This is a genomic window from Corallococcus sp. CA047B, assembly GCF_003612065.1.
In the GTDB taxonomy this organism is placed as follows: domain Bacteria; phylum Myxococcota; class Myxococcia; order Myxococcales; family Myxococcaceae; genus Corallococcus; species Corallococcus praedator.
In genome coordinates, this window is sequence record NZ_RAWD01000036.1 from 12,694 (window position 1) to 25,258 (window position 12,565).

General features: G+C 69.8%; 12 protein-coding genes. 3 read left to right on the plus strand and 9 right to left on the minus strand.

What is annotated here, in order from left to right; genetic code table 11:
• Positions 1–1,884: a DUF4388 domain-containing protein gene (locus D7X74_RS09030; protein WP_120532521.1), complete on the minus strand. Its 1,884-nt coding sequence runs from the start codon at positions 1,882–1,884 to the stop codon at positions 1–3.
• 65 nt (positions 1,885–1,949) lie between these two features.
• Here D7X74_RS09030 and lpxB point away from each other — a divergent pair, with 65 nt between their 5' ends.
• The 3 genes from lpxB (at position 1,950) to D7X74_RS09045 (ending at position 4,529) form a co-directional block, all read left to right on the plus strand.
• On the plus strand, positions 1,950–3,119 hold the full coding sequence (gene lpxB, locus D7X74_RS09035; protein ID WP_120532522.1) for a lipid-A-disaccharide synthase: 1,170 nt from the start codon (positions 1,950–1,952) through the stop codon (positions 3,117–3,119).
• A gap of 62 nt (positions 3,120–3,181) precedes the next feature.
• Positions 3,182–3,889, plus strand: coding sequence for a polyprenol monophosphomannose synthase (locus D7X74_RS09040; RefSeq protein ID WP_120532523.1), 708 nt, complete (start codon positions 3,182–3,184; stop codon positions 3,887–3,889).
• A gap of 4 nt (positions 3,890–3,893) precedes the next feature.
• Positions 3,894–4,529 carry a MarC family protein gene (locus tag D7X74_RS09045; protein WP_120532524.1) on the plus strand — a complete coding sequence of 212 codons (636 nt, stop codon included), beginning with the start codon at positions 3,894–3,896 and terminating at the stop codon, positions 4,527–4,529.
• Here the strand turns inward: D7X74_RS09045 and D7X74_RS09050 are convergent.
• From D7X74_RS09050 to bamA, 8 genes are all read right to left on the minus strand, one after another.
• A complete protein-coding gene (locus tag D7X74_RS09050) occupies positions 4,522–4,995 on the minus strand; it encodes a hypothetical protein (protein ID WP_120532525.1) in 474 nt (157 codons plus the stop codon). The genes D7X74_RS09045 and D7X74_RS09050 overlap by 8 nt on opposite strands.
• An 8-nt stretch (positions 4,996–5,003) precedes the next feature.
• Positions 5,004–6,041 (minus strand): OmpA family protein, encoded by a 1,038-nt coding sequence (locus tag D7X74_RS09055; protein ID WP_120532526.1) that lies wholly within the window; start codon positions 6,039–6,041, stop codon positions 5,004–5,006.
• Between the two features lie 138 nt (positions 6,042–6,179).
• On the minus strand, positions 6,180–6,983 hold the full coding sequence (locus D7X74_RS09060; RefSeq protein WP_120532527.1) for an LpxI family protein: 804 nt from the start codon (positions 6,981–6,983) through the stop codon (positions 6,180–6,182).
• Positions 6,984–7,015: 32 nt separating this feature from the next.
• On the minus strand, positions 7,016–7,792 hold the full coding sequence (lpxA, locus tag D7X74_RS09065; RefSeq protein WP_120532528.1) for an acyl-ACP--UDP-N-acetylglucosamine O-acyltransferase: 777 nt from the start codon (positions 7,790–7,792) through the stop codon (positions 7,016–7,018).
• A gap of 29 nt (positions 7,793–7,821) precedes the next feature.
• On the minus strand, positions 7,822–8,292 hold the full coding sequence (gene fabZ, locus D7X74_RS09070) for a 3-hydroxyacyl-ACP dehydratase FabZ (protein WP_208734529.1): 471 nt from the start codon (positions 8,290–8,292) through the stop codon (positions 7,822–7,824).
• Complete coding sequence (gene lpxD, locus D7X74_RS09075) at positions 8,289–9,353, minus strand: UDP-3-O-(3-hydroxymyristoyl)glucosamine N-acyltransferase (RefSeq protein ID WP_120532529.1); 1,065 nt, start codon at positions 9,351–9,353, stop codon at positions 8,289–8,291. Before lpxD ends, fabZ begins: the two co-directional genes overlap by 4 nt.
• 20 nt (positions 9,354–9,373) lie before the next feature.
• On the minus strand, positions 9,374–9,934 hold the full coding sequence (locus D7X74_RS09080; protein ID WP_120532530.1) for an OmpH family outer membrane protein: 561 nt from the start codon (positions 9,932–9,934) through the stop codon (positions 9,374–9,376).
• A 113-nt stretch (positions 9,935–10,047) separates the two neighbouring features.
• Complete coding sequence (gene bamA, locus D7X74_RS09085; protein WP_233595612.1) at positions 10,048–12,522, minus strand: outer membrane protein assembly factor BamA; 2,475 nt, start codon at positions 12,520–12,522, stop codon at positions 10,048–10,050.
• Between the last annotated feature and the right edge of the window lie 43 nt (positions 12,523–12,565).

Below are 12,565 nucleotides of genomic sequence, written 5' to 3' on the forward strand. Positions count from 1 at the left end.
CTACTTCACCACCTTCTGCAACGCCGCCCTCGCGAGCACCGAATACGGGTTCAGCTCCAACACCTTCATCAGCTTCTTTCGCGCGAGCGGTGCGTCGTCCAGGTCGATTTCGATGATGGCCGCGATGATCTGCGCCCGCTCCAGGTAGGGGTCCAACGTCAGCGCCTTCTTGAGCACCTTGCGAGCCGCGAGCGCCCGCTGCATCAGCGAGCCGGCCGAGCCCCGGTACAGCGCCCAGGCGAGGTACGAGTAGTACTCGGGCTCATGCTCGTTGAGCGCCACCGCCTCCTGGAAGCCCTGGATGGCCGTGCGGTAGTCGCCCCGCTTCAGCGCGGACTCTCCCCGGCGCAGTGAAATCTCCGCGTCCACGTTGATGGCGGTCGCCCGGCCCACCACCTCCTGCCGGCTGAAGAAGTACTGGAGGTAGGCGCGGCGCTTCTCGTCCACGCTCAGCACCCGGTACGACGCGGACAGCTTCTCCTGCACCTGGTCCAACAGGTCGCGCAGGTCGGAGATGTCGAACTCCGCGTAGGTGTCCGGATGAAAGCGCATCGCCGTCTCGTGGTACGCGCGCTCCACCGCTTCCTTGTCCGCCGCGATGTGCAGGCCCAGCCCGCCGAAGTAGCTGCGCGTGATGATCCGCACCGCTTCCTCGCGCAGCGCCGCCGCCGTCTCTGCGGGCAGCGTCTTGCGCTTGCGCGGCGCGATGACGTCCGGCGCCGCCGCGCTCAACACGTCCGTGCCCGACGCCACCGGCACCGGCGAGAACGTCACCCCACCCGTCAGCCGCAGGAACCACAGGAGCGTGTACGCCGCCCGCAGCTCCGCGCGCCCGTGCGCCAGCAGGTCCTTGAGCACGATGCGGCCATTCACCTGCATGGCCAGCTTGATGTCCTCCGTGTCCAGCGCCATCGCCTGGAGGTCCCGGCCGAAGTCCGCCGAGCGCACCGGGTACTCGTTCAGGTGCGCCCGCAGCGCCGCCGCCACCACCCGCAGCGGCATCCGCTGGCGCGCCGCCTCCAACAGGGGCGCCAGGGCCGGCTGCTCCACCGCCGCCACCTCCGAGGCGAACTCATCCCCCGCGTAGAACGCGAAGCGGCCCTCCCGCATGGCCAGCACCCGGCCGAGCCTGTCCCGCGTGAAGTCGCGCAGGAGGGCCAGCAGGTCCTCGCCCACCGCCTCCACGCCCACGTCCGCCAGCGCCGCGCCGATGCGCAGCCCCGAGGCCAGCGCCTCCACCACCACCGGCTCCTGGGCCTCCGTGAGGACCTTGCGCTCGCGCAGGAAGCGGGGCAGCGCGTCCTGCTTCGCGGAGGCGTCGAAGTTCACCGGCCCGCCGCGCAGGAAGTACACGCGCCGGGACAGGTCGCGGTGGGCCACCACCAGCACGCCGTCGCGGCGCAGCCGGTAGAGCGAGTGCAACAGCGCCGGCAGGGGCCAGGCCTTCAGGTCCCCCGCCGCCACCGCGGGGCGCGACAGCGTGGCGGACAGGCCCGTCAGCACCTGGGCCTGCGCGGCCTTCACCAGCGACTCCAGCCGGGGCACCAGTTCACCCGGCTTGAGCGGATCCGGGATGTACGCGTTGACCTTCAGATCCAGCACCGAGCCCACGCCGCGCGCCCGGCCCAGGTGCCCCTTGTCGATGGCCACGATGGGAACGCGCCCGCCCTGGCTGTGCCCCCGGATGAGGTGCACGACGTGCTGCCCGTCCACGCGCGGCAGGTCCACGCCCAGCACCACCACGTCCGGGTTGTCCGCCGAGAAGTGCTCCAACGCCATCACGGCGTCATTCACCGCCCGCACGGTGTACCCGGCCTGGGAGAGCAGGCCCGTCAGGTGCTCGAGTGTCGGGGGGTGGCTCTCAGCGAGCAGAAGCGTCTTCAAGGGGGCCGCAGTCTACAGCCTCCCTCCCCCCGCGCATCAGGTACGATGCGGGCCTCTTGCCGCCCATGACGCCGCCGCCCTCCCCCCGCATCCTCGTCGTGGCCGGCGAGGCCTCCGGCGACACCCACGCCGCGGAGCTTGTCGCCGCCCTCCAGGCCCTGCGCCCGGACCTCACCTTCTTCGGCATGGGTGGCGCCCGACTGGCCGCCCGGGGGGTGGAGCTCATCCACGACGCCCGCGAGGTGTCCGTCATGGGCATCACCGAGGTGCTGCCCCGCATCCCCCGCATCCTGCGGATCATGAAGGACCTGGCCCAGGCCGCCGCCGAGCGCCGCCCCGTCTGCGCCATCCTGGTGGACATCCCGGACTTCAACCTGCGGCTGGCCAAGAAGCTCAAGGCCCTGGGCATCCCGGTGGCCTATTACGTCTCCCCGATGATCTGGGCCTGGCGCCGGGGCCGCGTGCGCACCATCCAGCGCCTGGTGGACCGGATGCTCTGCATCCTGCCCTTCGAGGAGGACTTCTACCGCGAGGCCGGCGTCAGCGCCCGCTACGTGGGCAGCCCCGTGCTGGAGCAGATGCCCGCCGCCGCCACCGCCCGGGAGTTCCGGCAGCGGCTGGGCCTGTCGTTGGACGCCCCCACGCTCGCGCTGCTTCCCGGCAGCCGCATGAGCGAAATCCGCCGCATCCTGCCCACGCTCGTGGGCGCGGCGAAGCAGTTGTCGGCGGAGCGACCCGGACTCCAGGTCGTGGTGCCGGTGGCGCCCACCATCGCGAAGGAGGAGATCACCTCCCGCTTCGAGGGCAGCGGCGTGACGCCCGTGCTGGTGGACGGCCGGGCCCCGGAGGTGGTGGGGGCCAGTGACGCCGCAGTGGTGGCCTCCGGCACGGCGGTGCTGGAGGCGGGGCTGATGGAGCGGCCCCTGGTCGTCGTCTACCGCGTGTCGCTGGTGACGTACCTGGTGGGCCGGATGATGCTGAAGGTGGCCTTCGTGTCGCTCATCAACCTGCTGGCGGGCCGGCGCGTCGTCCCGGAGCTGCTCCAGGGGGACATGACCCCGGAGAGGATCTCCGAGGAGGTCCGGCGCGTCTGGCTGCCCGGCGCCCCCCGCGACGCGATGGTCCAGGGGCTGGCCGAGGTGCGTGGGCGCCTGGGGGAGGTGGGGGCGGCCCACCGGGCGGCCCAGACCGTCCTGGAGCTGCTGCCCCCGCGCCCTGTCACCGGGAACGGGTAACCGACGACGCCCGCGCCGCTTCTGCTGTTCCGGCGCCGGGTTTGGGGTATGTCCGCCGGGCCATGAAGAACCGTGCGCTGGTCTGCATCCCCACCTACAACGAGCGGGAGAACATCGGGCCCATCACCCAAGCGGTGCTGGCGGCCGATCCCCGCGTGGACATCCTCGTCGTCGACGACAACTCGCCCGACGGGACGGGGCAGCTCGCCGACGAACTGGCCGCGAAGGACCCGCGCGTGCGCGTGCTCCACCGCGAGAAGAAGGAGGGCCTGGGCCGTGCGTACCTGGCCGCCTTCCGGTGGGCGCTCGCCGAGGGCTACACGTACATCCTGGAGATGGACGCGGACTTCAGCCACGACCCCTCCTACCTGCCCCTCTTCCTGAACACCGCCGAGGGCGGCGCGGACCTGGTGCTGGGCTCGCGCTACGTGCCGGGCGGGGGCACCGTGAACTGGGGCGTGGGCCGGAAGATCATCAGCCGGGGCGGTTCGCTGTACGCGCGCAGCATCCTGGGCGTGGACGTGCGCGACCTCACCGGCGGCTTCAAGTGCTTCCACCGCCGGGTGCTGGAGACGCTCAACCTGGATGAGGTGCGCAGCACCGGGTACGCGTTCCAGATTGAGTTGACCTACCGCACCCTGCGCAAGGGCTTCACCGTGCGCGAGGTGCCCATCGTGTTCGAGGACCGGCGCGTGGGGCACTCGAAGATGAACAAGAAGATCTTCGTGGAAGCGCTGGGCATGGTGTGGAAGCTGCGCTTCACCGTCTGACGCCATGACGACGTCCAGCATGGTGTCCACGTTCCTCGTGTCGCTGTCCGCCATCTTCTTCGTGGTGGACCCGATTGGCGTCGTGCCGCTGTTCCTGGCGATGACGGCCGGAGACACCAAGCAGCAGATCCGCAGCACCGCGCTGCGCGCCTGTCTGGTGGCGTGCGGCCTGATGCTGTTCTTCGCCCTCTTCGGCCGCGTCATCTTCCAGGTGTTCGCGGTGTCGCTGGGCGCCTTCCGCGTCGCGGGCGGCATCCTGCTGCTCATCACCTCGCTGGACATGCTGCGCGCCCGGCCGTCCTCCACGCGCACCAGCCCCACCGAGGAGGAGGAGGGCGCGGTGAAGGAGGACGTGGCCATCGTCCCGCTGGCGATTCCCCTGCTGGCGGGCCCGGGCGCCATCGCCACCGCCATGGTGCTGATGGCGCGCAGCGGGACGTCCTTCGTGTCCGCCCTGCCGGTGGTGGCCGCCGTGGTGCTCACCTTCGGGGCGAGCTACTTCATCCTGCGTGCGTCCAGCCTGGTGCAGCGGGTGCTGCGTCAGTCCGGCGTCGCCATCCTGGAGCGCGTGTCCGGGCTCATCCTCGCCGCCATCGCCGTGCAGTTCATCGCGGACGGGGCGAAGGACCTGCTCAAATGACGTCCGCGCCCGCCACCCACACCGTGCCGTCCTTGCGCACGGTGCCCTGGGGGCGGCCGTCCATGGTGAGGTGCTCCGGGCTGGAGCGCTGGGCGTCGTACGCGTAGCCGCCCTGCACCTCCTGCAGGTACACCACCACCGCGTCCACGACGTTCTCCTGCACCACCTTGAACGAGTCGTCCGCGCACTGCGCGTCCCCGGTGAAGAAGCGCTCCAGCGTGGCCTCCTCCGGATGGCGCACGTAGACGACGACGGGAGCCTTCGCCTCCTTGCCCTCCGCGACGAACTGCTGGACGGCCTGGGCGGGCGCGGGCTGCCGCATCAGCGCCTGGAGGAGCGTGCACTTGTCGCCCTCCGCCTCCACGCGCTGCGCATGCGGAACGGTCTTCACACAGCCCGCCGCGCCCACGAGCCCCAGTCCCGCCACCGTGATCAGGCACCGGATGCCGCCAGGAAATCCCACCATGTGACACCTCATGGCTTGCGCCAGCGAGGGGTGAAGGGAGCGTTCGCCAACGCCGGATCCTCCACCGCGATGATGTACTCGGCGCGACGGTTGCCCGCCTCCGCCGTCTCGTCCGGCGTGGACACCGCCGGGGCCTGCTCTCCGAAGCCTTCGTAGAACACCGGCACCTTCAGGCCGCGCTGCCGGAACCAGGCGGCGATGCTCTTCGCCCGCTTGAGCGACAGCTCCCGGTTGTCCTCCGCCGCGCCCACCGTGTCGGTGTGCCCGAGCACGTACAGGCGCAGCGACGCCCAGCGGCCGTACTTATTCAACGCCTCGGAGACGGATTTGTAGGACGACTCCAGCTTGCCCTTCTCCGCCGGGGGGATGTCCGAGCGGCCCGAGGCAAAGCCCACTTCCTCGTGTGGCACATCCACCTGCCAGGGGAAGAGGTCCACGCCCGTGTAGTAGTTGGAGGTGTCGAAGGCGCGCAGGCTGATGCGCATCACCTTGCCCTCCGCCGGCAGCCACTTCACCTCCAGCGGCGTGCCCGCGGGCGCGCCCTTGAAGTCCACGTCACCCGCGAAGGCGTTCTTGCCGGTGTCCATCAACACGGTGACTTCCGTCTTCGCCGCGGGCCGGGACAGCGTGAAGCGCACCTTGCGCGCGGCCACGTCCACGTCCTCGCGGCGAATCTCCAGCTTCAGCGGGCCGTACAGCTCCGTGTCGAAGGACAGCGGCATGGTGCCGGGCTCGGCCCCTGGCGGAAACTGCACCGTGAGCTCGCCCTCGTAGTGGAACTTCCCCTCCGGCTGCTCCAGCGCGAGCCGCCGGGTGACGCCCGGCTTGCCGCCCCCCTTGAGCTCCACCGTCTTGCCGTCACTGCGCTTGAGCTTCACCTCGAAGCCGGTGATGGGCTCCTCGATGTGGACGAGCAGCGTGGGGACGCCTTCACCCAGCGCCGCCCGGCCCTCCAGGGACACCCGGATGGCCTCCGCGAACGCGGGCACCGGCAGGCCCACCAGCGCTGACAACAGGACCACGGAAGGTAGGAGTCGAACGGACATGGGCGGCGTCAGCCTCGGCGTCGCGGGGGGAGGTGGGAAGGCAACTCCAGCCCGGGGGGACGGATTCCCGAACGCTAGGCCCAACGCCCCGGCCCGGACCAGCCCGATGCGCGGGCGTCCTGCCCGGGGACGGCGGACCTACCTCACGCCCACCAGGGAGATGCCCCGCGCGGTGGCGCCCGCGAAGAGCGCGGGTGCGTCCAACAGCACCGTGCGCCCTACCTCCAGCGCCAGCACCCGGGCTCCGACTTCGTCCATGACCTCCAGGGTGCGCGGCCCCACGGCGGGCAGGTCGAAGCGCAGGTCCTGCTCCGGCTTGCAGCGCTTCACCACCACCGCGCCCGGGCCGCCCAGCTTCGCGCCCCGGCGGATGGTCTCGTCGGTGCCCTCCACGGCCTCCAGCGCGAGCACGTGGCCGTCGCGCACCACCACCGTCTGGCCCACGTCCGCCTGCCCCAGCAGCACCGCCACCTCGCGGCCCAGGGCGACGTCCTTCTCCTGCGCGGGCTTGAGCGCGGGACCGGCCAGCAGGCCCTCCGGGCACAGCACCTCTCCCAGGAAGTCCGTGGGCGCGATGATGGTGATGCCGCGCGCCTCGAAGTCCGCGGCCACCGCGCGCAGGAGCGCGTCGTCCCGGAAGCTGCGCAGGCGCGAGATGATCCGCACCGCGCCCAGGTCCGGCCGGGCGTCGGAGAGGGCCTTCACGCGGCCGATGCCACCCGCCATGGCCGCCTGGGTGACACCCGCCTGGCGGAACACCTTCTGGATGCGGTCCACCTGACCGACACGCACCCAGGAGAAGTGGCCCACCTCCGCTTCGAGCGCCGGGTCCGTCTCCCCCCGGTGCGCGGCCACCACGACGTCCAGGCCGCGCGCACGGGCCGCGCGCGCGAAGAGGAAGGGAAGCTGGCCGTTGCCCGCGATGAGCCCGATGCGCTCCACCCGTTCCCCTTTGCGTCCCGTGAAGCGTGCGCCTAGCGCGTCACGCCGCGCTTGCTCTGTTCCACGAACTTCACCAGGTGCTCGACTTCCGGATGGCTGGACAGCTCACCGCGCAGCTGCGCGAGCGCGTCCTGGAGCCCCAGCTTGGAGCGGAAGAGGATGCGGTAGGCCTCCTTCACGCGGCCAATCTGCTCCTCGGTGAAGCCGCCGCGCTCCAGGCCCACGGTGTTGAGGCCCACGAGCGTGGCCCGGTCCCCCTGCACCGTGCAGTACGGGGGCACGTCCATGGTGACCATGGAGCCGCCGGAGATGAACGCGTAGCGACCCAGCCGGGTGAACTGGTGCACCGCCACGAGGCCGGAGATCTTCACCGAGTCCTCCACCACCACGTGGCCCGCGAGCGCGGCGCCGTTGGCGAGGAGGATCTCGTTGCCCACTTCGCAGTCGTGCGCGATGTGGCTGTTGGCCAGCAGCAGGTTGCGGTGGCCCAGGCGCGTGGCCCCGCCGCCCGACACCGTGCCCAGGTTCACCGTGACGAACTCACGGATCTGGTTGTCGTCGCCGATGATGAGCTCGGTGTCCTCGCCCGCGTACTTCAAGTCCTGGGGCGCGGCGCCCACCGAGCAGAACTGGAAGAGGTGGTTGCGCTCACCGAGCGTCGTGCGACCCTCGATGACGACGTGCGGCCCGATGCGCGAGCCCGCGCCGATGACGACGTGCTCACCGATGACCGAGAACGGCCCCACGACGACGGTGTCGTGGAGGCGGGCCCCCGGATGGACGACCGCGGTGGGATGAACCTGCGCCATGTCCTTCTCTCCTCAGCAGCGCGTCGCGCCTATGACGCCGCGCCCTCGTCGCCCTTGGCGGCCTTGTTCTTGTCCACCACCGTGGCGAGGAACTCCCCTTCCGCCACCTTCACACCATCCACCGTCGCCAGGCCCTTGGTCTTCCAGATGGCGCCCTTGTGACGGATGACCTCGATGTCCAGCTGGAGCCGGTCGCCGGGAACCACCGGCTTGCGGAAGCGCGCGTTGTCCACGCCCATCAGGTACGTCACCAGCCGCGACGGATCCATGCTCTCCGTCTTGTACGCAAGGATGGCCGTCGCCTGGGCGAGCGCTTCGAGAATCAGCACGCCCGGCATGACGGGGTGGCCCGGGAAGTGGCCGTTGAAGAAGGGCTCGTTGATGGTGACGTTCTTGTACGCCGTGAGCTTCTGGCCCGGCACGATCTCCACCACCCGGTCCACCAGGAGGAACGGGTAGCGGTGCGGCAGCAGGCTCTGGATCTCGCTGATGTCCATCATCCGCCCTTCTCCTTCTCGAGCATCTCCACCCTGCGGCGCAGGGCGCGCACTTCCTTGAGCAGGTCCGCCATCTGCCCGGACGCGGCACTGGCGCGCAGCCAGTCGCGGTGGGGGATGGCGGGACTGCCGCTGACGATCTGCCCGTCCGCAACGTCATGGGCGACACCCGACTGCGCGCCCACCTTGGCCAGGTCTCCCACGCGGATGTGGCCCACCACGCCCACCTGCCCCGCCAGCACCACGCCGGTGCCCACCTCCGCCGAACCCGACACGCCCGCCTGCGCGCAGATGAGCGCCAGCGGACCCACGCGCACGTTGTGGGCGATCTGCACGAGATTGTCGAGCTTCGTCCCCCGCCCCACCACCGTTTCGCCCACCGTCGCGCGATCGATGCAGGTGCAGGCCCCCACTTCGACGTCGTCCTCGATGCGGACGATGCCCACCTGGGGAATCTTGAAGTGCTCCGGCCCGTCCTCGCCTTCGGCGTTGAACGCGAAGCCGAAGCCGTCCGCACCCACCACCGACGAGGCGTGGAGGATGACGCGCGAGCCCACCACGCAGCGCTCGCGCACCGTGGCGTGGGGGTAGAGCACGCAGTCGTCGCCCACGCGCGCGTCCTCGCCCACGTAGGCGCCGGGGTGCAGCACCGTGCGGGCACCGACGTGGGCGCCCTTCTCCACCACCGCCCCGGCGCGCACCGTGGCCTCCGGGTGCACCGTGGCCTCCGGATGGACGTGGGCGGACGGGTGGATGCCGGCTTCCGGCCGGGCGGCCGGGTGGAACAGGGCCAGCAGCTTCGCGTACGCCAGATGCGGGTTGTGCACCCGCACCAGCGCCACGCCGTCGCGGGCCTGCGTGTCCATCCCCACCAGCACGGCCGAGGCGCGGGTGGCCTCGAACTGCTTGCGGTAGCGGGGATTGCCGTAGAACGACACGTCCCCGGGGACTGCTTCCTCCAGCCCGTTCAGGCCGTGGACGAGCAGTCCGGGGTCGCCGAGGAGTTCACCCCGGACGTGGGCGGCGATGTCCCCCAGCCGGTGCGCGGAAGGTGCGAAGGGCACGGGGGCGGTTTCCTTGTCGCCTACTTCTTGACCGGGGCGTCCTTGGCCACCGGCGCGGGCTTCTTGGTGTTGTTGTAGCTGCGCACGACCTCGTTGGAGATGTCGTACTGGCCCAGCGCGAAGACGATGCCGGAGTCGCGCTTGTCCAGCACGAAGCCCAGGCCGTCCCGCTCCGCGATGGTCGCGATGACCTGGTCGATGCGGGAGATGATGGGCTCCATCTCCTGGCGCTCCTTGTTCGCGGCTTCCGCGCGGCTGCGCTCGTACTTCTGCGCCAGCTCCATGACCTTCTTCTGGAGCTCCGTGGCCTTCTGGGTGCGCGTGGCCTCGCTCATCGCGGAAGCCTGCTTGTCGAGGAGCTCCTTCTCCTTGCGGAGCGTCTCCTGCTCGCCGTCGATCTCCTTCTGGCGCGCCTCCAGCCACTTCTGCAGGCGCTGCTTGGCGGCCTTTCCGTCATCCACCTCCAGCAGCACGCGCTGCAGGTCGACGTAGGCCACCTTGAGGTCGGCGGCCGAAGCGGCAACCGGAAGGGCAAGCGACAGGACAGTGGCGGCGGCCGCCAGGGTGCTTCGAAGCGACATGGGTTACGGCTCCTCGAAAAGGGTGCTGCAGACTCCGACGTCCACCCCCCCGGCCTGTTCACTCCCACTTCTTGAGGAGGTGGGATGGCCGGGGAAGCCAGGGTCAGTGCCTATCAGAAGAAGTTACCGATCGTGAACTCGAACAGGATGGGGTCATCCGACGGCCGCTTGGTCAGCGGGATTCCCCACTCAAACCGCAGGGGCCCGATGGGCGAGAACCAGCGGAAGCCGAAGCCCGCCGAGTGGAAGAGCCCGAGGGGCAGCTTGTCCTGCCGGTCCTCGAAGAACTTCTCGTTGGAGCCGAAGGCATTGCCCGCGTCGTAGAAGAGCACGCCGCGCAGGCCGGCCTTCTCGAAGATGGGGAACTCCAGCTCGAAGTTGAAGATGAGCTGCTTGTTGCCGCCCACCCGGAACTCGGTGACGTTGGCGTCCGGGTTGTCCGCGCGGGGCACCAGGAGCGTGGGGCTGATGCTGCGCAGGTAGTAGCCGCGGATCGTGTTGATGCCGCCCACGTAGTACAGCTCGCTGATGGGCAGCGGCTTGCTGGAGTCCAGCTGCTGCACGTAGCCCATGGTGGCGTTGGTCTTGAAGACGAAGCCCAGGGGCAGCGGGAAGTACAGGCGCGAATAGGCGGTGTACCGGTTGAAGAGGAACGTGCCGCCCAGGAAGGACGGGGCCGTCTCCACCGAGCCGTAGTGGATGAAGCCGCGCGACGGGAAGAGGCGGTTGTCGCGCCGGTCGAACTGCACGGACAGGCGCAGCGCGCTGGTGGTGCCGGACTGGAACTGGTTGGCGAGCAGCACCGCGCCAATGCCCTGCCCCGCCTGCACGTCCACGTACTCACGCGTGTAGCCGATGGTGGCCAGCACGTCGTCCACGAGCTGCCGGCCCAGGGACACGGTGCCGCCCGTGGAGTTGCGGATGAAGCCCTCGTAGTCCGCCTGCACGCGGAAGAACTCCGCGGACAAGAGGTAGTTCGTGTCCAGGAAGTACGGGTCGTAGAACGACAGCTGCACGAGCGAGCGCAGGCCGGAAATCTGGGCGGACGCGGAGACGCTCTGGCCCCAGCCGAGGAAGTTGTTCTGCGACACCTGGGCCGTGAAGATGAAGTTCTCCACGTTGGAGAAGCCCAGGCCCACCTGGAAGGTGCCGGTGGCCTTCTCCTTCACCTCCACCTGCAACACGATGGCGTTGTCGGAGCCGCCCGGGTGCTGGGTGATCTCCACCGTCTCGAAGAAGCCCAGCGCGGTGACGCGCTCGCGGCTGCGGCGCACCTGGGTGCCGTTGTAGAGCTCGCCTTCGTAGACGCGCAGCTCGCGGCGGATGACCTTGTCACGGGTCTTGTTGTTGCCGACGACGTCGATGCGCTCGATGTTGACGAGCGGCCCCTTCTGGATGTCGAAGGTGAGGTCCACCGTCTTGTCCTCGGCGTTGACGGACGTGACGGGGTTGATGTTGGCGTAGGCGTACCCCTTGTCGAAGTACACGTCGGAGATGGCGGAGATGTCCGTGGAGAGCTGGCCCCGGTTGAAGCGCTCCTTGGGACGCGACTTCATCAGCTTCGCCAGCTCCTCCGGCGGACGCTCCAGGTCCCCCGCGAAGTCGATCTTCCCGATGTCGTAGGCTTCGCCTTCGACGATGTGCAGGGTGATGTAGATGTCGCGCTTGTCCGCGGACAGCTGCACGGTGGGCTTGTCCACGCGCACGTTGATGAAGCCGCGGTCGTAGTAGGCGATCTGGATGACCGCCAGGTCGCGCTGGAAGGCCTCTTCCCGGTACGTGCCCTCGCCGGTGAAGAAGGACAGGAAGCCGCCCTCGCGGGTGATCATCACCGCCTTGAGCTCTTCCGGAGAGACCTTCTCCGCGCCCAGGAGGTTGATCTGCTTCACCATCACCTTCGAGTGCTCGTTGATGACGTAGACGACGTTGACCGCGGCGCCCTGCTCCACCGGGTCCAGGCGGTACGTCACCTCCGCGAGGAAGTAGCCCTTTTCGACGTACTTCTCCTGGATCTTCTTCTGCGTCGCGCGCACGGCCTCGATGTCGAGGATGGTGCCGGGCTTGAGTTCCAGCTGTTCCTTCAGGTCGTCCGCGCTGAGCTCCTCGTTGCCCTGCAACTGCACCGTACGGATGGTGGGGCGCTCCACGACGCGCACCACGTAGGCGATGCCGTTGGGCAGCCGCTGCAGCAGCAGCTGCACGTCCGAGAAGTAGCCCAGGGCCCAGACGGCGCGCAGGTCCTCCGCGGTGCGGGGGCCGGCGATGGCGTCGCCGACCTTGGTGCGCAGGGCGCGGCGGACGGCCTCGGCCTCCACGCGGCGGTTGCCCTCGACGCGGACCTCCACCACGCGGTCCGCGGCGGAGACGTTGGCGTCCTCCTCCGGCGCATTGGCGAGGGGGGCGTCGAGACCGGGTTCGGTGCCCGCGTCCGGAGCGGCGACGGGGGTGGCGGCGGACGTGGACGGCGGAACGATGGCCGGCGAGCCCGCGTCCACGTCCAGCTGGGCGTGGGCAGGAGCGGACCAGAGCGCCCACAGGGCGACCGCCAGCAGCGGGGGCAATGACTTGCGCAGAACGGTGAGCCTCAAGTGCAGTCCGGCCAGGAAAAGGCGGGGCAATCTACGGGATGGG